Below are 18,729 nucleotides of genomic sequence, written 5' to 3' on the forward strand. Positions count from 1 at the left end.
CGTCGGCCGAATCCGCCGCTTGCCCTCGGTTATATTAGAGATGCCTCGTTATCGCAGATAGACGCCCACCTTGCTGTACAGCGCTCTGAGGCGAGCATCGTAAGCATCATCGTTGAACTGCGCCGCCTGGGCTCGTCCGCGTAACGAGGCTTCCGCGCGCCAGCCGGCGTCCGCGTCGATCATCCTTATCGCTGTCGATAGGGCCTGCACGTCATAGGGATCGACCTGAATGGCGGCGTCGCCGGCGACCTCGGGCAGCGCCCCCTGGGTGGAAGTCAGCACGGGGGTGCCAAGGCTCATCGCTTCGAGAACGGGCAGGCCGAAACCCTCGTAGAGCGAGGGAAACAGTACGGCCCTGGCTCCTCGGATCAGACTGATCAGGGTGGCGAAGGACATGTATTCGTAGACGTGGATCCGATCTGAGCTTGGGCCTCCAATCGCCTTAACGTGGCTAAGCAGAGCGGTTTCAGGTTCGCTCAGCCAGCCTCGGCCGCCGACAATCACGAGAGGTGTTTTCACGCCGGACGCCAGATAGGCCTCGACCACACGTCCGAGGTTCTTTTTCGGCTCCACAGCGCCGAAATGCAGGAAATAGTCTCCCCATCCCAGCCGGAAGGTGGCCTCCAGTTCGATGACGACGTCGCGCTCCGATCGTTCGATCAGTGCCTTGGGCAGGCTAACGGCCTGATAGGTGTTGCTAACGCGATCTTCTGGAACGCCGAGCATCCGGATGACGTCCCGGCGAGTCGCTTCCGATACGACCGCGATATGATCGGCGCGCCGGGCAACCTCGCGACACAGGGCCATGAATACCGGCTTATTGTGCAGCGTCGTATGAGGAAGGCGCAACGGGATCAGATCGTGGATGGTGTAGATGTTCGGAACGTTTAGGGCCCTGAGCGGCAGCAGGGTGGTCCAGTGCATCACGCTAGGCGCCGGGGCGTCGCGAGTGGAGAAAAAACGCACCGGGGTGCTGCGGCCGTGTTTCTTGAAGGCGCGGTTGGCGTAGAAATAGAGTCGGTCGCCCGCCCAGAAACGGCTTGCGTTCGGTCGAGCCGCTTCGCCGCCGGGCCAGATGACGTCGGTGGACGGGCGCACGGGGAAGGCGGTTCGACCCGTCGGGCCGAGAAGTGTCCGAACGTCACGCTCGATCTTCTGCATAAAGCGGAGCGGTTCAGCGGGACGCTCTGGATCCAGGATGGCGACGTCGCCGAACGGCTTGACCGAGCCTATCGGGAGCGTCGGCCCGAATAGAGCCTCGGTTCTGAAGCCCAAGCGGCTCGCAGCGTCGAGCAGGTTGCGGCTGTAGGTCGCGATTCCTGTGCCTTGGGCGGCCGCCAGGTTGAAGCCGTCAATACAGATCGAGGGGCGGTCCGATCGATCAGGCGGGATTTGGGGCATTCAGTCGGGTCTCGAGCGGCGTGAGCTTGACGATCATCCCGCCTATCATGGGGCAAGACTGACTGACCAGCGATGCCTCTCCGTCTGAGCGCCCACGGCGGGACCGCTCCCTTTCCCAGTGACACCGCCGCCATCCCCCGCTATCTCGCGCCGGTGATGAACGAAACCGAGCGCCAATCCGAGGAACGCAGCTGGGAAACGGCGAAGACGCTCGCCGAGGCCCTGCCCTATATTCAGGTGTATGACCGCGAGACCGTGGTCATCAAATACGGCGGTCACGCCATGGGCGAGAGCGCCGTGGCGAAACAGTTCGCGGCCGATGTGGTGCTGCTGAAGCTGATGGGGGTGAACCCCGTGGTGGTGCACGGCGGCGGGCCGCAGATCAGCGCCATGCTGGACAAGGCGGGGGTCAAGTCGGCCTTTGTCGATGGTCTTCGCGTCACCGATCCGGCGACGATGGAGGTGGCCGAAATGGTCCTGTCCGGGGCGGTCAATAAGGAGATCGCCCACTGGATCACCATGGCGGGCAAGGAGGCGGACGTGCGCGGCGTCGGCCTGTCGGGCAAGGACGCCGGCCTGCTGACGGTCGAGAAGACCCGCCGGACCAAGCGCGATCCCGACAGTATGATCGAGCATGAGGTCGATCTGGGCTTCGTCGGGGAACCGACCAAGGTGGACCCCAAGCTGATCAAGGGGCTGATCGCCTCGGAGACCGAGGACTGGGTTCCGGTCATCGCCCCCATCGGGGTGGCCGAGGACGGCCAGACCTACAACGTCAACGCCGATACGGTGGCGGGCGCCGTGGCCGGTTCGCTGAACGCCAAGCGGATGCTGCTGCTGACCGACGTGCCGGGGGTCAAGGGGGCGGACGGCGAGATCATTCGCCAGATGACCCTGGAGGAGGCGCAAGGCCTGATCGACACCGGCGTCGCCTCGGGCGGCATGATCCCCAAGCTGGAGACGGCCATGGCGGCCGTGCGGGCCGGGGTGGAAGCCGTGGTGATTCTGGACGGCCGCCGGCCCCATGCGATGCTGGTGGAGCTGTTCACCGAATTCGGCGCCGGCACCCTGGTGAAGGCGTCTTGATCGACCTGTCGCACGTCAAGGCCTGGGTGTTCGACATGGACGACACCCTGTATCCACGCGAACAGGGGCTGATGTCCCTGGTTCAGGCGCGGATCAACGCCTATGTGGTCGAGGCCGTCGGCCTGGCGCCCCAGGAGGCGCGGCTGTTGCAGCGCCAGTTCCTGGACGAGCACGGCACCACCCTGGCCGGGCTGATGGCCAACTACACCATCGATCCCGAGGACTTTCTGAGGGTGGTGCATGAGGTGCCCCTGGACGGGGTGGAGCGAAATCCCCGTCTGGCCGAGCGGCTGAAGATTCTGCCCGGGCGCCGGTTCGTCTTCACCAATGGGGCCAGGGACTACGCCCACCGCGTTCTGGACCGGATCGGGATCGCCGACTGTTTCGACGGGGTCTTCGCCATCGAGGACGGCGATCTGACGCCCAAGCCGGCCCCGTCGGCCTTTCGTCGCATGATCGAGCGGTTCGACTTCGAGCCGCGCTGCGCCGCCTTCTTCGAGGACACGCCTAGGAATTTGGAGCCGGCCAAGGCCCTGGGGATGGCGACCGTCTTGATCGGCGACGGCCATGGAAAGCCCCTGGGCGATCATATCGACCATATCGCCCCCGATCTTCTCGACTTTCTCAACGCCCTGACTTTCAAGGACGCCGCATGACCGACCTGTCGCATCTCGAATCCGTCGTCGAGGCCGCCTGGGACAACCGGGCCGAGGTGTCGCCCGCCACAGGAGGCGAGGTCCGGGACGCGGTCGAGACCGCGCTCAACCTGCTCGATTCCGGCCAGGCCCGTGTGGCGTCGCGGGGGGCGGACGGCGCCTGGACCACGCACCAGTGGCTGAAGAAGGCGGTGCTGCTGTCCTTCCGCCTGAACGACAACCAGATCATGCGGGCCGGCCACGCCTCCACCATCCCTCTGTCGGCCGATCATCCGGCCGCCCTCGGCCCGTTCTGGGACAAGGTTGCGAACAAGTTCGGCGACTGGAGCGCGGGCGACTATCAGGCGGCCGGCTTCCGCTCGGTTCCCGGCGCCGTCGTCCGGCGGGGCGCGCACATCGCCAGGAACGTCGTCCTGATGCCGTCCTTCGTGAACATCGGCGCCTTCGTTGACGAGGGGTCGATGGTCGACGCCTGGGCCACGGTCGGCTCCTGCGCCCAGATCGGCAAGAACGTGCACCTGTCGGGCGGCGCCGGCATCGGCGGGGTTCTTGAACCGCTCCAGGCCAATCCGACCATCATCGAGGACGGCTGTTTCATCGGCGCCCGAGCCGAGGTGGCCGAGGGCGTGATCGTGCGCGAAGGCGCGGTGCTGGCCATGGGGGTCTATCTGTCCGCCTCGACCAAGATCGTCGATCGGGCGACCGGTCAGGTCTTCCGGGGCGAGGTGCCCGCCTATTCGGTGGTGGTGCCCGGCGCCCTGCCGGACGCCGACGGCGGGCCTTCGCTCTATTGCGCCGTCATCGTCAAACGGGTGGACGCCCAGACCCGCGCCAAGACCGGCGTCAATGAGCTACTGCGCGACTGATCGTCCGCCGCCCGCCTGGGCTTTGACGCCGCGGCGTCCGAGGGCGCACACTGCGTCGCGCCCGCCGTTCTGACCCCGCCTTCCGTTGAGACCTGCAATGACCGATCGGACTTCGCCGCTGGACCGTTTCACCAGTTTCGAGGGCGTGACGGTTGTGGTGATCGGCGACGTGATGCTCGACGCCTATCTCCAGGGCCACGTCAGCCGCATCTCGCCCGAGGCGCCGGTGCCGGTGGTGAAACATGCGCGGGACCGGTTCACGGCCGGCGGCGCGGCCAATGTGGCCTTGAACGCCGTGGCGCTCGGCGCTTCGGCGCGTTTGATCGGGGTGGTGGGCGATGACCAGGCCGCCGATCAGCTGCGCGCGATCGCCGAACAGGCGGGCGTCTCCTGCCGGCTGCTGGGACTGAAGGGCGGAGAGACCACGACCAAGACCCGGGTCCTGGCGGGCGCCCACCAGGTGGTCCGGATCGACCGCGAAGGCTCAAACGCCCTGTCGGCCGAGGATGAGGCCGCCCTGATCGCCCTGTTCGAACAGGCGCTGGATCAGGCGGATGCGGTGATCGTGTCGGATTACGCCAAGGGATGTCTGACCGATGCGGTTCTGGCGGCCGTGTTCGATCGGGCGCGCGAGGTCGGGGTTCCCGTCTTCGTCGATCCCAAACGTCCCGATTTTTCCGCCTATCGCGGCGCGGCCTATATCAAGCCGAACCGGTCGGAGCTGGCGGGCGCGACCGGTCGGCGCTGCGACGACGACGCGGCCGTGGGCGAGGCGGCCCGGCAGGTGGTGGACCAGACCGGCGCCAATCTGTTGGTGACCCGCTCCGAACAGGGCATGGCCTTCTATGGCGTGGACGGGGAGGCGATCCTGCTGGAGACGGAGGCGGCGGAGGTGTTCGACGTCTCGGGCGCCGGCGACACCGTCATGGCCGCCTTCGCCCTGGGTGTGGCCTCGGGCCTGCCGGTCGTGCGGGCGATGCGCCTGGCCAATACGGCGGCCAGCATCGTGGTGTCCAAGGCCGGGACGGCGGTGGTGTCCGCCGCGGAGCTGCGCACCGTGCTGAATCACCAGGATCAGCGCGACGACCATCGCGACGGACTGATCCTGTCGCGCGCAGACGCCCGGGCCGTCCGCGGCGCCTGGCGGGATCAGGGGCTTTCGGTCGGCTTCACCAACGGCTGTTTCGACCTGCTGCATCCTGGCCATGTGGCCCTGCTGCGTGAGGCCGCGAGCCATTGCGACCGGCTGATCGTCGGGCTGAACAGCGACGCCTCGGTGCGGCGGTTGAAGGGCGAGACTCGGCCGATCCAAAGCGAGGGGGCGCGCGCCGAGGTGATGGCCGCCATCCGACATGTGGACGCGGTGGTCCTGTTCGAAGAGGACACCCCCTATGAACTCATCGCCGCCCTGGAGCCCGATGTCCTGGTCAAGGGCGCGGACTATCAGGAGCATCAGATCGTCGGCGCCGGTCTGGTCAGGGCCAAGGGCGGGATCATCATCCGGGTCGAGCTGAGGGCCGGCCATTCCACCACCGGCCTGGTGGACCGCAGCCGCACGCCTTCGGCCTAGATATGAGCCCCGATCCCAGCACCGAGCTGAAGGCCGCGTCGCGCCAGGCGACGGCCTGGCTTTATGAGACGGCCCTGCCGCTGTGGCTGGAACACGGCGTCGATCGTCGGCGCGGGGGCTTCTATGAGGCCCTGTCTCACCACGACCTCAGCCCGGTCCACGACTATAAGCGGCTGCGGGTGTTGAGCCGCCAGATCTATGTCTTTTCCCAGGGGGCGCAGCGCGGCGTCTCGGACGCCGGCGCGGCGGTTGAGCATGGTCTGGATTTTTTGCTGAACCGCGCCCGCCATCCGGACGGCGGCTTCATCAGTCGACTGGACTTGGACGGGGAGGGCCTGGATCAGACGCGCGATCTGTACGACCTGGCCTTTGTCCTCTTCGCCCTGGCCCATGCCTATAGGCTGACGAGGGACGGTCGGTTGAAGGCCGAGGCCCTGGCGCTCTTGGACTTCATCCAAACGTCCATGCGCCATCCTGCAGGCGGCTATGTCGAGGCCCTGCCGCCGCGCGCCCCGCGTCGGCAGAATCCGCACATGCATCTGCTGGAGGCGGCCCTGGCCTGTGTCGAACATATGCCGGACCCTGCCTTCTCCGCCCTGGCGGCGGAACTGGTCGGCCTGTGTCGGCGACGGTTCATGGACGGGGCGCGGGGGCTTCTGTTTGAGTATTTTCAGGACGATCTGACGGCCCCGCTGCGGCCGAAAGGGCGGGCCGTGGTCGAGCCGGGTCATCAGATGGAATGGGCCTGGCTGTTGCGGGAGGCGCAGCGGCTGGGCATGGACACGAGCGCAGGCGCCGACGGCGAGGCCGAGCGGCTGGGGCGGTTCGCCCTTGCGCACGGCCTGGACCCGGCGTCGGGCCTGTTGCGGGGCGAGGTGTTCGAGGACGGCGCGATGGCCGTCGCGGGCGTCCGGCTTTGGCCGCACGGTGAATGGCTGAAGGCGGCTCTGCGTGTCCCGGCCTTGGCGCCAAGCTGGCCTGACGCCTGGGGGGCGCTGAGCCGGTTCCTGAACACCCCGACGCCCGGTCTCTGGTTCGAACAATGGGATCCGGGGGCGGGCGGCTTTTTGGACACGCCGGTTCCGGCCAGTTCGCTCTATCACATCGCCACGGCCGTGGCCGAGCTGGAGCGGGCGGACCTTTAGGACGAAGGGCGGGAGGGGGCGCAGTCCCGCCTCCCGCCTCGCTTCAAGGGTCTCAGGCGGCGCTCTTCATCGCATCCTTGTTGACGGCGGCGTCGGCGATGCCGGTCAGGTCTTCGTCGGTTTGGGATTCTTCCTGCAGGGTCTCGTCCAGCAGGGCGACGGCGTCCTTCAGACCCAGGACATTGGCCCAGCGCTTCAGCGTGCCGTAGCGGGTGATCTCATAGTGCTCCACCGCCTGGGCGGCGGCCAAGAGGCCGGCGTCGAGGGCCGGGTTGTCCTTGTATTCTTCCATGATCTCATCGCCCTCGGCCAGTATGCCTTCGATGGCGTCGCAGGTCTTGCCGCGCGGGGCCTTGCCGATGATTTCGAACACCTGCTGCAGGCGTTCGATCTGGCCTTCGGTCTGGTCCTTGTGCTTTTCGAAGGCCGCCTTCAGCTCGGGCGACTGGGCGGCGCGGGCCATCTTGGGCAGGGACTTCAGGATTTTGCGCTCGGCGTAATAGATGTCGCGAAGCGTGTCGTGGAACAGGGTGTCGAGGGTCTTCTCGGCCATGGGTCGTCTTTCGCAATGGTGATGGGGCGCGGGGGCGCACCCCATCACAAGCGATAAGGCCGGCTTATGTTCCTGTGTCGGACTCCGGGCTTAGGCGGCCGTCGCCCGCTTCAGATCCGGCGGCGTGGCCTCATCGGTCAGGATGCGAATGGCCTCCTCGACCGTCACTACCGTCTGCTCCTGGGAGCCCAGGCGGCGGATGGCGACCTTGCCCTCTTCGGCCTCCTTGCGGCCGACGACGGCGATGACCGGAACCTTGCCGACCGAGTGTTCGCGGACCTTGTAGCCGACCTTTTCGTTGCGCAGGTCGATCTCGGTGCGCAGGCCCGCCGCCTTGAATCGGTCCATGACCTCGCGGGCGTAGTCGTCGGCGTCCGAGGTGATGGTGGCCACCACCGCCTGGACCGGCGCCAGCCAGAGGGGGAAGGCGCCGGCGTAGTTTTCGATCATGATGCCGATGAACCGCTCGAACGATCCCAGGATCGCCCGGTGCAGCATGACCGGACGGTGCTTCTGGCCGTCCTCGGCGATATAGGTCGCATCCAGGCGTTCCGGCAGGACATAGTCCAGCTGGATCGTGCCGCAGGTCCATTCGCGGCCGATGGCGTCCTTGACGATGAAGTCCAGCTTGGGCGCGTAGAAGGCGCCGTCGCCCGGGGTTATGACCGGCTCGGAGCCGGCGGCGCGGGCGGCCTCCAGCATCTGGGCCTCGGCCTTGTCCCAGAACTCGTCGGTGCCGGCGCGCTGCTCGGGCCGTGTGCCCAGGCTGATGTAGGCCGTCTCCATGCCCAGATCCGCATGGACGCTGCGGCACAGTTTGATGAACTCGGCCGTCTCCTCGACGATCTGGTCCTCGCGGCAGAAGATGTGGGCGTCGTCCTGGGTAAAGCCGCGCACCCGCATCAGACCGTGCAGCGAGCCCGATGGCTCATAGCGGTGGCAGGCGCCGAACTCGGCCATGCGTAGCGGCAGTTCGCGATAGGAGCGCTGGCCCTGGTCGAAGATCTGGACGTGGCCGGGGCAGTTCATCGGCTTCAGGCTCAGGGTCTCGCCCTCGACCGTTTCGCAGACGAACATATTGGGCCGGTACTTGTCCCAGTGGCCCGAGGCCTCCCAGAATTTGCGGTCCAGAACCTGGGGCGTCTTGACCTCGACATAGCCGGCGGCGTCCAGGCGGCGGCGCATATAGGCCTCGAGCACCCGCCACAGCACCCAGCCCTTGGGATGCCAGAAGACCATGCCCCGGCCCTCTTCCTGCATGTGGAAGAGCTCCATCGCCTTGCCGACCTTGCGGTGGTCGCGCTTTTCGGCCTCTTCGAGCCGTTGCAGATAGGCGTCCAGGTCCTCCTTGGTCGCCCAGGCGGTGCCGTAGATGCGCTGAAGCTGTTCGCGCTTGGAGTCGCCGCGCCAGTAGGCGCCGGCCAGCTTGGTCAGTTTGAAGGCCTTGCCGACGTGGCGCGTCGAGGGAAAGTGCGGGCCCCGGCACAGGTCGATCCAGTCGCCCTGCTTGTACAGGGTGATGGTCTCGTTCTCGGGCAGGTCCTTGATCAGCTCGGCCTTGAACTTCTCGCCCCGCGCCTCGAAGAAGACGATGGCCTCGTCGCGGTCCCAGACCTCGCGCTCGAACTTGGCGTCGCGATCGACGATCCGGGCCATCTCCTTCTCGATGGCGGCGAAGTCGTCGGTCGAGAAGGGCTCTTCGCGGTAGAAGTCATAATAGAAGCCGTCCTCGATGGCCGGGCCGATGGTGACCTGGGTGCCGGGGAACAGGGTCTGGACCGCCTCGGCCAGGACGTGGGCCGTGTCGTGGCGGATGGTGTAGAGGGCCTCGGGATCGTCGCGCATGATCAGGCGGAAGTCGCCGCCCGTCTCCAGCACCCGGCCCATGTCGCGCTGCTCGCCGTTCAGCTCGGCCAGCACGGCCTTCTTGGCCAGGGACGGCGAGATCGAAGTCGCCACGTCCCGCGCCGTCGAACCGGCCGGATACTGACGCACCGCGCCGTCGGGGAATTTCAGATCGATCATGACTGTTCTTTTTCGTCGGTCTTCAAGGGCGGGACCGGGTCATAGCCCGAGCCGCCGAAGGGATGGCATTTACAGAGGCGGCGCACGGTGAGCCATCCCCCCTTGAGCGGTCCGTGCCGGATCAGGGCGTCGCGCCCATAGTCCGAACAGGTCGGCAGGAACCGGCACTGCTGGCCGATCAGGGGAGACAGCGTCAACTTGTAGCCTCGATGGGCCGCGCGGACGCCGCGTTCATAGAGAGACATTTGTCCCTTCGCCGGGGGCTGGATGGGTTCGCCGCGCTTATCCCCTGTCACAGCAGGGGGATCAACCGGTCAGAGCCCGTCAGGCCGCGCCGGCGAGACGAGTTCGCCCCGCCAGGGCCTGATCGACCGCCTCCAGCGTCGCCTCGATCGCCACCAGGGTCGAGGCGTGACGGGCGGGGTAGTCGGCGACCTGTTTCAGTACGCGGAGCCCTTCGAAACGACCGTCGGGGCCTTCGCCGCCGGACTTCAGCATGGCGGTCATGGCGTCGCGGGCCTCCCTGATCTCATCCGCCGAGGCGCCGAGGACGGACTGGCCCAGGACGCCGGCGGCCGCCTGGCCCAGGGCGCAGGCCTTCACGTCCTGGGCGAAGTCCATGACCCGTCCCTGGTCGTCCAGGCTCACATCGACGATCGCCCGCGAGCCGCACAATTTGGCGACCCGCTCGCCGGTCCCTTCCGGCGACGCCAGCCGACCGGCATGGGGCAGGTTGGCCGCCAGGGTCAGGATGCGCGCGCTGTAGAGGTCGTCGATCATGGCTGGAAGATAGGGGGCTGAAGGAGCGAGTGGAAGGCGTGAAACGTCCGCTAGACGCTCAGCGTCAGACCGCCGTCCGCCTCGACCACCAGGGTCGCGGTTCCATAGTCGGACAGCTGCGGGTGGTCCGTCTCCAGCGGGTGGGTCCAGGCGGCGGTCACCACCAGAACCTCCGCCCCGGCCGCCTCGCCGGCCGCGATGCCGGCCGGGGCGTCCTCGAACACCAGACAGTCGGCGACGTCCACGCCCAGCCTCTGCGCCGCCAGCCGATAGCCGGCGGGATCGGGCTTGCCGCGTTCCACGTCCTCGGCCGTGATCAGCACGGCGGGCGGTTCGACCCCTGCGGCCTTCAGCCGGGCCTGGGCCAGGGGCGCCGTAGCCGAGGTGACGACGGCCCAGCGGTCGGGCGGCAGGCGTTTGACGAAGTCGATCGCGCCGGGAATGGGGGCGACGCCCTCGACATCCTCGATCTCGCCCCGTTCGACCCAGGCGACCTCGGCCGCCAGGTCGACGCCCGGCAGGTTCTGGCGGCGGATGGTGTCGGCGGTGCGCACCCCGTGGATCGTGGGGATGAAGGCGACCGGGTCGATCCCGTGCCGTTCGGCCCAGCGGGTCCAGACGCGCTCGGCCGCCGCGGTGGAGGTGATCAGGGTGCCGTCCATGTCGAACAGGAAGGCGCGATAGGCGCGGGGGGCGGACCCGGGGGAGACGGTCATGCCCCTATCGAGCACGGCGCCGGCCGGGCGGCAAGCCGAGGTTCCTGCCGATCAGCCGCCTTTCAAGGAGGACCAGGTGCGGGCGGTGTCGCTGGTCGATGGGGCGGAGGCGACCTCCGGCTGGGGCGCGGCCGGCGTATTGCGCGCCGCCAGCCAAGCCAGGTTCTGATCGGCCAGCTCGGGGGGCAGTTCGCGGCGCAGGATCTGTTCGGCCTCGCCCATCTTGCCTTGCAGGCCCAGGGTCATGGCCAGGGTCTGGCGCACCTTGCTGGAGGCCGTCGGCTGGGCCGCAGCCCGTCGCAGCAGGGCCTCGGCGCCGGGGGCGTCGCCGTGGGTCAGGGCCGCCGTGGCGGCGTTGGTCAGGACGTCGGGATTGTCGGGCGACAGGACCAGGGCCTGGTTCCAGGCCGCGCGCGCGTCGTCGAACCGGCGCACCTGCTCATAGGCCACGCCCAGCAGGGAATAGGGCCGCCAGTCGCGGGGCGCCAGGTCGCGGGCCTTTTCCAGCGGGGCGATGCCGTAGAAGGCCTGGCCCCGGCCGATGTGGGCGCGGCCCAGCTCCAGCAGGGCGTCCAGATTGGCGGGCTGGAGGGCCAGCAGGGTCTCGGCCGTCTGGGCGGCCTGATCATAGCGGCCCAGTTCGCGCAGGGCCTGGGCCAGCTTGACCGCCGCCACGGGATCGGCCGGGTTCAGGTCGTGCTCGCCCGACCAGAAGACCGAGCGCGCCAGGGCGTCCATCCGGTCATAGGCGGCGCGGACCTCGGCCGAGGCGGGCGCGCGGGTCGCGCTTTGGACGGCGTTCTGGGGCGCGCCCTGGGTCTGAACCGGGGCGGCCGCGAGGGCGGGGCCCGCCGACAGGCTGAGAAGGGCGACGGTTGCGAGAAGGGCGGGCATGGGCGACATGGGGGGAGTCCTGACGGTTCCTCGGTCCGCCTCAGAATCGCCGGTTCGCGTCAACTCTTGGTTAAGAAGGTTCGCCATGCTCGCCCCCCATCCCCTGCTGGTCGCCGCGAACGCCGGAGAGCGGGCCGTTCCGATCCGCCTGTCGGCGCCGGGTGCGGTTCTGGACGGGGCGGCGAAGTCCTGGGCCGAACGGCACGGCTTTGCCGGCAAGGCCGGGGAACTGCTGATCGTGCCGGAGGGCGATGGGATCGGTCAGGTGCTGTTGGGGAGCGGCGCGGCCTTCGATCCGGTCCTGGCGCGCGGCCTGTCGGCGCGGCTGCCCGGCGGCTTGTACCGGCTGGAGGCCGAGCCTGAGACGGCGCGGGCGGCGGCCCTGGCCTTCCTCCTGGGGGCCTATGTCTTTGACCGCTACAAGGCCCGGCCGGATCGTCCGCCGGTTCGGCTGGTCGCGCCCGAGGGGCTGGACCTGGATGAGACGACGCGGATCGTCGCCGCCTGCGCCCTGGCGCGTGAGATGGTCGACACCCCGGCCGCCGACATGGGGCCCTTGCAGATCGAGACCATCGCCCGCGAGATCGCCGAGAGCGCCGGGGCGACCCTCACCGTGACCGAGGGCGAGGCCCTGCTGGACGAGAACTACCCCGCCGTCCACGCGGTCGGTCGGGCGGCGGCCCCGCACCGGGCGCCGCGGCTGATCGAGATCGGCTGGAAGCTGGACCAGACCGACCTGCCTCTGGTCGCCCTGGTCGGCAAGGGGGTGGTGTTCGACACCGGGGGGCTGGACCTGAAGCCCGCCGCCGGCATGCGCAACATGAAGAAGGACATGGGCGGGGCCGCCCACGCCCTGGCCCTGGGGCGGCTGGTCATGCAGGCCGATCTGCCGGTGCGGCTGGCGGTCATCGTGGCGGCGGGGGAGAATGCGGGTTCGGGCGACGCCTTCCGGCCGGGGGACATACTGAACAGCCGAAAAGGTCTGACGATCGAGATCGGCAATACGGATGCGGAGGGGCGGCTGATCCTAGCCGACGCCCTGACGCGGGCGGGGGAGCATTCCCCCGACCTGACCCTGGACTTCGCCACCCTGACGGGGGCGGCGCGGATCGCCCTGGGGCCGGAGCTGCCGCCCCTCTATACGGACGACGAGGCCCTGGCCGCCGATCTGCTGGCGGCGGGAGCCGAGGTGGGCGATCCCCTGTGGCGCATGCCCCTGTGGCCGGGCTATCGGGCGGCCCTGGACACCGAGATCGCCGACATCAAGAATGACGCCTCGGCCTGGGCGCAAGCCGGGTCGGTCACGGCCGCCCTGTTCCTGCAAAGGTTCGCCCCCGCCAGCGGCGCCTGGGCCCATATGGACATCTTCGCCTGGAATCCCCGCGCCCGGCCCGGCTTCCCCGAAGGGGGAGAGGCCCAGGCCATAAGGGCCTGCTACGCCGTGCTGAAGGCGCGCTACGGCGGTTGAGGTCAGGCCGGGCTCAGCCCGAAGGTCCACGCCCCCTGAGGCGCATCGTCGGGCGAGCCGGGGCGTAGACTGGGGGAAACGACGGGGCGCAGACAAGAATTCCACAGGAAGGCGACGCCCATTAACGGCCGATTCGGCTTCCGGGAATAAGACTGCCGCTTCAGCCAATGCGAGCCCAGGTTTGACTGACCGCCTCGATCTTCTTCCGCCCGGCGATCGTCTCGCCCGCCCGGACCTGGCCGAACAGGCGCTGGAGGGTCTGGTGCGGGCGACCGCCTATCGGGCGACCGAGGCCATGTCCTGTCGCGTGGCCGTCGCCGACGTCTGGTCGGACGGGGGCGAGCGGATCGACCAGCTTCTGCATGGCGAGATTTTCGACGTCCTGGATCGGGCGGACGGCCGGGCCTGGGGTCGGGCGCGCCGCGACGGCGTGGTCGGCTGGGTGGTTCTGGACAGTCTGTCGGCCGGCGCGGCCTTGCCGACGCGAAGGGTGGCTGCGGTCGATGCGGCCCTGCCGCTGAACGCCCTGGTGGTCGAGACGGCGGAGGGCGTTGCGGACGCCGACCTGGCGCCGATCGGAACCTTTGAGCGGGATCCTGTCTCCGTGGCCGAACGCCTGCTGGGCCGGCCGCATGAACTGGGCGCCCGGTCCTCGGTCTCGACCGACTGTTCGGGTCTGGTGCAGCAGGCCCTGCTGGCCTGCGGCCTGCCGGGGCCGCGCCGGTCCGACGCCCAGGCGGAGCTGGGCCGGGCCGTGTCGGCCGAGGCCCCGGCGCGCGGCGACCTGGTGATCTGGCTGGCGCCCGGCGGCGACCACGACTGGACCGGCCATTCGGCCCTGATGATCGACGCCGAACGGATCATCCACGCCACGGGCGGCAAGGGGGTCTTGATCGAACCCCTCGCAGAGGTCGAGGCCCGGCTGACCGCCGAAGGCTTTGCGACGGCGATCTTCCGCCGCCTCTGAGACCGGGCGGGACCGTCGGGGTTGTGACGCCCCTAAAAAGACTGTCCGATGTGTCCGATGTGTCCGATGTGTCCGATGTGTCCGATGTGTCCGATGTGTCCGGCGCCGGCCTCGGCCGGTCCTCTCGTTACTGAACTTTCAGCGCCGCTTGGAGCGATCGGAGCAGGGCCGCGCCGCCTCGGTCGGTCGGCGATGTCAAAGACCGGATCGCCAGCCTAGCCCCGGCTGCGCCCCGGTCGCGTCGAACCGCCGGCCTGTTTCGCAACCGATTGAATCGGCGGGGGACTCCTTGCGAAACTAGGGGCGTTCGTCGCGGAAGGTCCGCAGGGCGCCCAGGCGGGCGAAGGCCAGTGTCAGGGCCTTGCGTCGGGCCGGCGCCAGGGGGGTGGCCGGCGCCTCGCGCACCACCGCCCCGCCGAAGCCGTCGGCGACGATCAGCCCCGGCGCCTCGGGCAGAATCTCCTGGGGAAACTCGGGCGCCACGGCGAAATAGAAGGCGTCGCAGAAGGGGCCGTACGCCTGCCATTTGCGATCGACGCGATAGTCGTCGACGCCGGACTTCACCTCGCAGATGACGACGTCGCCGCGCGGCCCCAGGGCCATGACGTCGGCGCGTCGCCCATTGGGCAGGCCGACCTCCAGCAAGGGCGCATAGCCCAGGTCCAGCATCAGCCGCGCCGCCCCGCGCGTGACCGAAAGCGTGGTTTCCGGCCGGCTGAAGACCAGTTCGAGATGAAGGGCGGCGGCGGCCATGCCGACTTTATGTTCCGGCTATGTTCCGAACGCAAGCGGCAGATCATTCATGCCGCGCGCAGGGCGTCGCGGGCCTGGGACGGCAGTCGGGCGATGACCGACAGATAGGCGCTGGCGGTCGCATCCGGCTGACGGCGGCCCTGTTCCCAGCCCTTCAACGTCGCCAAGGGAATGCGATAGGCGGTCGCGAACGCCTGTTGCGACAGGCCCAGTCCCTCGCGGATCGCGCGCACGTCGGGAACGTCGATCGTGTGGAGGCCGGCCGGCTCGCCGGCGCCGCGCGCATGGTCGGCGGCCTCCTGCATCGCTGCGATCAGATCCTGTCCAAAGGTGCTCATTGCCTGTCTCCTTCTCTGTCCGCAGCGGCCTTGATGGCGCCGGCCAATGCGGACACCGTCCTTTTCTCATCCGACGTCAGATCGGTCGCCTGCGCCTTGGCGTAGGCCAGCAACAGGTACAGCGGGCAGTCGGGGCGATAATAGAAATAGATCACCCTGGCGCCGCCGCGCTTGCCGCTGCCCGATCGTCCCCAGCGCAGCTTGCGCACGCCGCCCGTGCCGGGGATCAGGTCGCCTGTTTCCGGATTGCGCGCCACGTAATCAATGAGCGCAGCCCGTTCCTCATCGCTCCAAATCGTTCCGGCCGAGCGCACGAAGGCCTGCGTCTCGGCGACGGTGATCGGGCGCGTCTGCATCGACCGAGATATACGTCAATGACGCCCACACTTCAATCCGGCGGCGACACTGAATCGGACCGAGAAGGACGGGGTGCGAGATTGCGCCCCGTCTTAGGCGATCTCCGCCTTACGCGATTTCCTCGACGTGGCCGTCCAGGTCCATCAGGGCCAGTTCGACCTCCAGATGGGGGTGGCGCTGTTTGATGGCGTCGCGCAGGGCGTGAAGCTCCTGCGTATGGACCGCCAGTTCCTTTTCGGGAGTGTCCACCGTCTCGGCGCCCAGGATGACCTTGTAGGCGCCGCAGTCGCGGTGGTCGATCACCACGACCTTGTGGATGTGATGCAGGTCGATGGCGACGTCCAGATGGCTCCAGAAGGTCTGGCCCCAGCTGGGGAATTTGTCGGTCAGGGCGCCCAGGGAGGCGCCGGCCAGAACGACGTGGTCGTATTTGTCGTGCAGACCGTGGCCTTCCATATAGGCGACGGTGTCGTCGGTGAGGCGGTAGTCCATGCAGGTCAGCAGCAGGATTTCCGTATGGCCCCGCGCCCGGGCTACGCCCGGCGCCAGGGTGGACAGAAGGCTGACCCCGCCGGCCATGGCCAAGAGGCCGAAGGCGCTGCGGCGGGACAGGGACGGGGTGTGGGCGCAGCAGTCGGGCATGGCGATCGCTCCGGATTGATCAGGCGATCACGGGTATCGGCGTTCGTTCAGTGCGCATAGTTCGTACCCTTCCGGAGCCGGTTGACAACCTGTCGTTAACGATCGCGCATCGGGTCCGCCTCAACCGATCAGGCTTAACGGCCGGTGCTGACGACCCGGCTCATGTCCAGCCCCAGGGCCCGGGCGCGGGCCAGCAGGCGGGCGCGATCCGCCGCCGAGGCGTTCTGGTCGCGATGCCAGATCCACCAGTCCGACTTGTTCGGGAGGGCCAGGATGGCCCAGTCGTAGTTCGGATCGTGATCCCAGACCCAGTAGTTCTGACCCGCCAGGCCGCCGAAGCTGAGCAGGCCTGGCAGGGTGAAGCGGAATTTGGCGTTGGTGGTCGTGTCGGTGATCCGGGCGTCGGCGCGCAGGGTTTCGTTGCGGCCGTCGGCGAGACGGGTGCAGGTGACGACCAGGCCGTACCGGTCGGGTCGGTCCAGGGGCGTGAAGTCGATCTGGGCCCGGCTGCAGTCCTTCTGGACGTCGTTGTGGCTGCGCTCGATCTCGAACCATCGGCCGTCGAACCGGTCCAGATCGACGGCGCGCGACTGGGCCAGGGCTGCGGACGGCGCAATGATGAGCGAGGCGGCGATTAGGGTGGCGCGAAGCATTGGGCGTTGTTCTCGTTGATCTCGCCTTGATACGCCCGACGGCGCGGCGCGGTTGCCCTCCACCCACAGCGACGCCTCAGCCGGGCGAAATCCGCAGCGAGGCGCCGGCCCGGGCCTGAAATCGAAAAATCCCGACACCTGTCGCAGTTCTGAGACAGGGGCGCTCCGCCATCTCGAACCTTGGTCTGCGGGGCAGGATGAAGTTCACGCCTCGTTAAGAGCGCCGATTGCCTCAGTAAATCGAAATAGAGACGCGAATATCGCATATGCTTAGGCCCAAAAGCATTTAGAAAGGCGAGACGAAATGTCTGACATCAGCGAGAAAATCGTCACCTGGAACGCGCAGCAGCGTGAAGTGGGCGAGGTGGTCTACAAGCGTGCAGGCAAACATCTCGAACAGGCCCTGCTGGACGCCTATCGCGTAATCGACCCGACGCTGGACGCCCTGCCTCGTGACGTGTGGGAGAACGAGAAGCGGAAGTTCGCCTTCATTTCGCGCGGCGACTTTCCGCCCGAATATTTCGAACAGCAGGCGGTGATTACCGAGAACATCTCGAGCAGCCTCGATTACGCGACCTATTTGAGCAAGACCTATGCGGCCTACGCCGCCGGCCTGGCCTCGGGGCTGATGAAGGAAAAGCCCTGGAACGAGAAGGCCGACCATGCCCTGATGCTCAGCCTGATGCGGTCGGTCTTTTCTGACGCCAGCGTCGTCATGTTCAACTATTTTCAGATCCTGAACGCCAAGGCCGACGAGGAGCGCGCCCTGGTCGAGGCGGAGCGGCGTCGCGTCGCCGAGGAGCAGGATGCGGTGGTCGCCGCCCTGGCCGACAGTCTGAACCGGCTGGCGCGCGGCGATCTGACGGCGGTGATCACCGCGCCCTTCAACGGGCGCTATCAGCAGATCAAGGACGATTTCAACGCGGCGATCGACAGTCTGCGCGAGGCCATGAGCGCGATTTCGACCTCCACCAGCGGGCTGCGGGCCGGCTCGGACGAGATCGCCTCGGCCTCGGACGACCTGTCGCGCCGCACCGAACAGCAGGCGGCCAGTCTGGAACAGACCGCCGCCGCCCTGGACCAGATCACCGCCACCGTGAAACGCAGCGCCGAGGGCGCAAAACAGGCCTCCGCCGCCGCCTCCGACGCCACCGTCGGCGCCGCCCGCTCAGGCGAGGAGATGCGCGAGGCGGTCGCCGCCATGGGCGAGATCGAGGAAAGCTCCAAACAGATCACCAACATCATCGGGGTGATCGACGAAATCGCCTTCCAGACTAATCTTCTGGCCCTGAACGCAGGCGTGGAGGCGGCGCGCGCCGGGGACGCCGGGCGCGGCTTCGCCGTGGTGGCCCAGGAGGTCCGGGCCCTGGCCCAGCGCTCGGCCGAGGCGGCGCGCGAGATCAAGGCCCTAATCGCCAACAGCACGGCCCAGGTCGAGCGCGGCGTCAAACTGGTCGGAGAGACAGGCAAGGCCCTGGGGGGGATCGTCAAGCGGATCGCCGACATCGACGGGCTGGTGTCCGAAATCGCCCAGTCGTCGCAGGAACAGTCCACGGGGCTGAACGAGGTCAACACCGCCGTCAATCAGATGGACCAGGTCACCCAGCAGAACGCGGCCATGGTGGAGGAGACCACCGCCGCCGCCGCCAATCTGCGCAACGAGGCGGGCGAGCTGGAGCGGCTGGTGGCGCGGTTCCAGACCGGAGAGGCCGCGAACCGGCCTCAGCCGGCCCAGGCCGGCCGCCACGCCCCGGCCGACAATCCGGTCGGCAAGGCCCAAAGACGGCTCGCGCTCGCCGTCGGGGCGACCCAGGGCAATGCTGCGCTCAAGGACTGGGAAGAGTTCTGACGGCGCCCCC

The 18,729-nt window shown here is 68.1% G+C and carries 20 protein-coding genes; 8 read left to right on the forward strand and 12 right to left on the reverse strand.

Going from position 1 to position 18,729, the window contains the following annotated elements:
* Nucleotides 1-48 precede the first annotated feature (48 nt).
* Complete coding sequence (locus tag JMT67_RS12130; RefSeq protein WP_183217469.1) at nt 49-1,401, reverse strand: glycosyltransferase family 4 protein; 1,353 nt, start codon at nt 1,399-1,401, stop codon at nt 49-51.
* Nucleotides 1,402-1,557: 156 nt separating this feature from the next.
* Here JMT67_RS12130 and argB point away from each other — a divergent pair, with 156 nt between their 5' ends.
* The 5 genes from argB to JMT67_RS12155 all read left to right on the forward strand — a co-directional run bounded on the left by argB (nt 1,558) and on the right by JMT67_RS12155 (nt 6,724).
* Nucleotides 1,558-2,487 (forward strand): acetylglutamate kinase, encoded by a 930-nt coding sequence (gene argB, locus JMT67_RS12135; RefSeq protein WP_054764589.1) that lies wholly within the window; start codon nt 1,558-1,560, stop codon nt 2,485-2,487.
* Nucleotides 2,484-3,143 (forward strand): pyrimidine 5'-nucleotidase, encoded by a 660-nt coding sequence (locus JMT67_RS12140; RefSeq protein ID WP_183217471.1) that lies wholly within the window; start codon nt 2,484-2,486, stop codon nt 3,141-3,143. Before argB ends, JMT67_RS12140 begins: the two co-directional genes overlap by 4 nt.
* Nucleotides 3,140-4,009: a 2,3,4,5-tetrahydropyridine-2,6-dicarboxylate N-succinyltransferase gene (dapD, locus tag JMT67_RS12145; protein WP_183217473.1), complete on the forward strand. Its 870-nt coding sequence runs from the start codon at nt 3,140-3,142 to the stop codon at nt 4,007-4,009. Before JMT67_RS12140 ends, dapD begins: the two co-directional genes overlap by 4 nt.
* Nucleotides 4,010-4,106: 97 nt before the next feature.
* Entirely contained in the window at nt 4,107-5,579 is a 1,473-nt protein-coding gene (gene rfaE1, locus JMT67_RS12150) for a D-glycero-beta-D-manno-heptose-7-phosphate kinase (RefSeq protein WP_201463588.1), read from the forward strand.
* Between the two features lie 2 nt (nt 5,580-5,581).
* The gene (locus JMT67_RS12155) at nt 5,582-6,724 is read left to right on the forward strand and encodes an AGE family epimerase/isomerase (RefSeq protein WP_183217477.1); all 1,143 of its coding nucleotides are present in this window, start codon (nt 5,582-5,584) and stop codon (nt 6,722-6,724) included.
* A gap of 52 nt (nt 6,725-6,776) precedes the next feature.
* Here JMT67_RS12155 and JMT67_RS12160 read toward each other — a convergent pair whose 3' ends face one another.
* From JMT67_RS12160 to JMT67_RS12185, 6 genes are all read right to left on the reverse strand, one after another.
* Nucleotides 6,777-7,277 (reverse strand): YciE/YciF ferroxidase family protein, encoded by a 501-nt coding sequence (locus JMT67_RS12160; RefSeq protein WP_152949394.1) that lies wholly within the window; start codon nt 7,275-7,277, stop codon nt 6,777-6,779.
* A 90-nt stretch (nt 7,278-7,367) separates the two neighbouring features.
* A complete protein-coding gene (gene thrS / locus JMT67_RS12165; RefSeq protein ID WP_201463589.1) occupies nt 7,368-9,302 on the reverse strand; it encodes a threonine--tRNA ligase in 1,935 nt (644 codons plus the stop codon).
* Entirely contained in the window at nt 9,299-9,547 is a 249-nt protein-coding gene (gene yidD / locus JMT67_RS12170) for a membrane protein insertion efficiency factor YidD (RefSeq protein WP_054764596.1), read from the reverse strand. Before yidD ends, thrS begins: the two co-directional genes overlap by 4 nt.
* A 79-nt stretch (nt 9,548-9,626) precedes the next feature.
* Nucleotides 9,627-10,082, reverse strand: a complete 456-nt coding sequence (locus JMT67_RS12175; RefSeq protein ID WP_182713376.1) for an iron-sulfur cluster assembly scaffold protein — start codon at nt 10,080-10,082, stop codon at nt 9,627-9,629.
* A gap of 50 nt (nt 10,083-10,132) precedes the next feature.
* Nucleotides 10,133-10,798 carry an HAD-IA family hydrolase gene (locus JMT67_RS12180; RefSeq protein WP_201463590.1) on the reverse strand — a complete coding sequence of 222 codons (666 nt, stop codon included), beginning with the start codon at nt 10,796-10,798 and terminating at the stop codon, nt 10,133-10,135.
* A 51-nt stretch (nt 10,799-10,849) separates the two neighbouring features.
* Nucleotides 10,850-11,701 carry a tetratricopeptide repeat protein gene (locus JMT67_RS12185; RefSeq protein ID WP_201463591.1) on the reverse strand — a complete coding sequence of 284 codons (852 nt, stop codon included), beginning with the start codon at nt 11,699-11,701 and terminating at the stop codon, nt 10,850-10,852.
* Nucleotides 11,702-11,777: 76 nt separating this feature from the next.
* On the opposite strand from JMT67_RS12185, the gene JMT67_RS12190 reads away from it, so the two are divergent.
* Complete coding sequence (locus JMT67_RS12190) at nt 11,778-13,160, forward strand: leucyl aminopeptidase family protein (RefSeq protein ID WP_201463592.1); 1,383 nt, start codon at nt 11,778-11,780, stop codon at nt 13,158-13,160.
* Between the two features lie 181 nt (nt 13,161-13,341).
* Nucleotides 13,342-14,127: a C40 family peptidase gene (locus JMT67_RS12195; RefSeq protein ID WP_201463593.1), complete on the forward strand. Its 786-nt coding sequence runs from the start codon at nt 13,342-13,344 to the stop codon at nt 14,125-14,127.
* 297 nt (nt 14,128-14,424) lie between these two features.
* Here JMT67_RS12195 and mmcB read toward each other — a convergent pair whose 3' ends face one another.
* The 5 genes from mmcB to JMT67_RS12220 all read right to left on the reverse strand — a co-directional run bounded on the left by mmcB (nt 14,425) and on the right by JMT67_RS12220 (nt 16,870).
* Nucleotides 14,425-14,880 carry a DNA repair putative endonuclease MmcB gene (gene mmcB, locus JMT67_RS12200; RefSeq protein WP_201463594.1) on the reverse strand — a complete coding sequence of 152 codons (456 nt, stop codon included), beginning with the start codon at nt 14,878-14,880 and terminating at the stop codon, nt 14,425-14,427.
* 47 nt (nt 14,881-14,927) lie between these two features.
* Nucleotides 14,928-15,218, reverse strand: coding sequence for a helix-turn-helix domain-containing protein (locus tag JMT67_RS12205; protein ID WP_201463595.1), 291 nt, complete (start codon nt 15,216-15,218; stop codon nt 14,928-14,930).
* The gene (locus JMT67_RS12210) at nt 15,215-15,574 is read right to left on the reverse strand and encodes a type II toxin-antitoxin system RelE/ParE family toxin (protein ID WP_182713382.1); all 360 of its coding nucleotides are present in this window, start codon (nt 15,572-15,574) and stop codon (nt 15,215-15,217) included. The genes JMT67_RS12205 and JMT67_RS12210 overlap by 4 nt, the downstream gene beginning before the upstream one ends.
* A gap of 109 nt (nt 15,575-15,683) precedes the next feature.
* Nucleotides 15,684-16,217: a carbonic anhydrase gene (locus JMT67_RS12215; protein WP_201463596.1), complete on the reverse strand. Its 534-nt coding sequence runs from the start codon at nt 16,215-16,217 to the stop codon at nt 15,684-15,686.
* A 134-nt stretch (nt 16,218-16,351) separates the two neighbouring features.
* Nucleotides 16,352-16,870 carry a lipocalin family protein gene (locus JMT67_RS12220; protein WP_201463597.1) on the reverse strand — a complete coding sequence of 173 codons (519 nt, stop codon included), beginning with the start codon at nt 16,868-16,870 and terminating at the stop codon, nt 16,352-16,354.
* 304 nt (nt 16,871-17,174) lie between these two features.
* On the opposite strand from JMT67_RS12220, the gene JMT67_RS12225 reads away from it, so the two are divergent.
* Nucleotides 17,175-18,719, forward strand: a complete 1,545-nt coding sequence (locus tag JMT67_RS12225) for a methyl-accepting chemotaxis protein (protein ID WP_201463598.1) — start codon at nt 17,175-17,177, stop codon at nt 18,717-18,719.
* The last annotated feature ends 10 nt before the right edge of the window (nt 18,720-18,729 follow it).

The sequence above is a fragment of the Brevundimonas aurantiaca genome (genome assembly GCF_904830995.1).
GTDB lineage: Bacteria > Pseudomonadota > Alphaproteobacteria > Caulobacterales > Caulobacteraceae > Brevundimonas > Brevundimonas aurantiaca.

What these genes read in the sequence shown, in the direction of transcription:
- JMT67_RS12130 (WP_183217469.1), bottom strand. Translation starts at nt 1,401, where the DNA reads ATGCCCCAAATCCCGCCTGATCGATCGGACCGCCCCTCGATCTGTATT.
- argB (WP_054764589.1), top strand. Translation starts at nt 1,558, where the DNA reads ATGAACGAAACCGAGCGCCAATCCGAGGAACGCAGCTGGGAAACGGCG.
- dapD (WP_183217473.1), top strand. Translation starts at nt 3,140, where the DNA reads ATGACCGACCTGTCGCATCTCGAATCCGTCGTCGAGGCCGCCTGGGAC.
- rfaE1 (WP_201463588.1), top strand. Translation starts at nt 4,107, where the DNA reads ATGACCGATCGGACTTCGCCGCTGGACCGTTTCACCAGTTTCGAGGGC.
- JMT67_RS12155 (WP_183217477.1), top strand. Translation starts at nt 5,582, where the DNA reads ATGAGCCCCGATCCCAGCACCGAGCTGAAGGCCGCGTCGCGCCAGGCG.
- JMT67_RS12160 (WP_152949394.1), bottom strand. Translation starts at nt 7,277, where the DNA reads ATGGCCGAGAAGACCCTCGACACCCTGTTCCACGACACGCTTCGCGAC.
- thrS (WP_201463589.1), bottom strand. Translation starts at nt 9,302, where the DNA reads ATGATCGATCTGAAATTCCCCGACGGCGCGGTGCGTCAGTATCCGGCC.
- yidD (WP_054764596.1), bottom strand. Translation starts at nt 9,547, where the DNA reads ATGTCTCTCTATGAACGCGGCGTCCGCGCGGCCCATCGAGGCTACAAG.
- JMT67_RS12175 (WP_182713376.1), bottom strand. Translation starts at nt 10,082, where the DNA reads ATGATCGACGACCTCTACAGCGCGCGCATCCTGACCCTGGCGGCCAAC.
- JMT67_RS12180 (WP_201463590.1), bottom strand. Translation starts at nt 10,798, where the DNA reads ATGACCGTCTCCCCCGGGTCCGCCCCCCGCGCCTATCGCGCCTTCCTG.
- JMT67_RS12185 (WP_201463591.1), bottom strand. Translation starts at nt 11,701, where the DNA reads ATGTCGCCCATGCCCGCCCTTCTCGCAACCGTCGCCCTTCTCAGCCTG.
- JMT67_RS12190 (WP_201463592.1), top strand. Translation starts at nt 11,778, where the DNA reads ATGCTCGCCCCCCATCCCCTGCTGGTCGCCGCGAACGCCGGAGAGCGG.
- mmcB (WP_201463594.1), bottom strand. Translation starts at nt 14,880, where the DNA reads ATGGCCGCCGCCGCCCTTCATCTCGAACTGGTCTTCAGCCGGCCGGAA.
- JMT67_RS12205 (WP_201463595.1), bottom strand. Translation starts at nt 15,218, where the DNA reads ATGAGCACCTTTGGACAGGATCTGATCGCAGCGATGCAGGAGGCCGCC.
- JMT67_RS12210 (WP_182713382.1), bottom strand. Translation starts at nt 15,574, where the DNA reads ATGCAGACGCGCCCGATCACCGTCGCCGAGACGCAGGCCTTCGTGCGC.
- JMT67_RS12215 (WP_201463596.1), bottom strand. Translation starts at nt 16,217, where the DNA reads ATGCCCGACTGCTGCGCCCACACCCCGTCCCTGTCCCGCCGCAGCGCC.
- JMT67_RS12220 (WP_201463597.1), bottom strand. Translation starts at nt 16,870, where the DNA reads ATGCTTCGCGCCACCCTAATCGCCGCCTCGCTCATCATTGCGCCGTCC.
- JMT67_RS12225 (WP_201463598.1), top strand. Translation starts at nt 17,175, where the DNA reads ATGTCTGACATCAGCGAGAAAATCGTCACCTGGAACGCGCAGCAGCGT.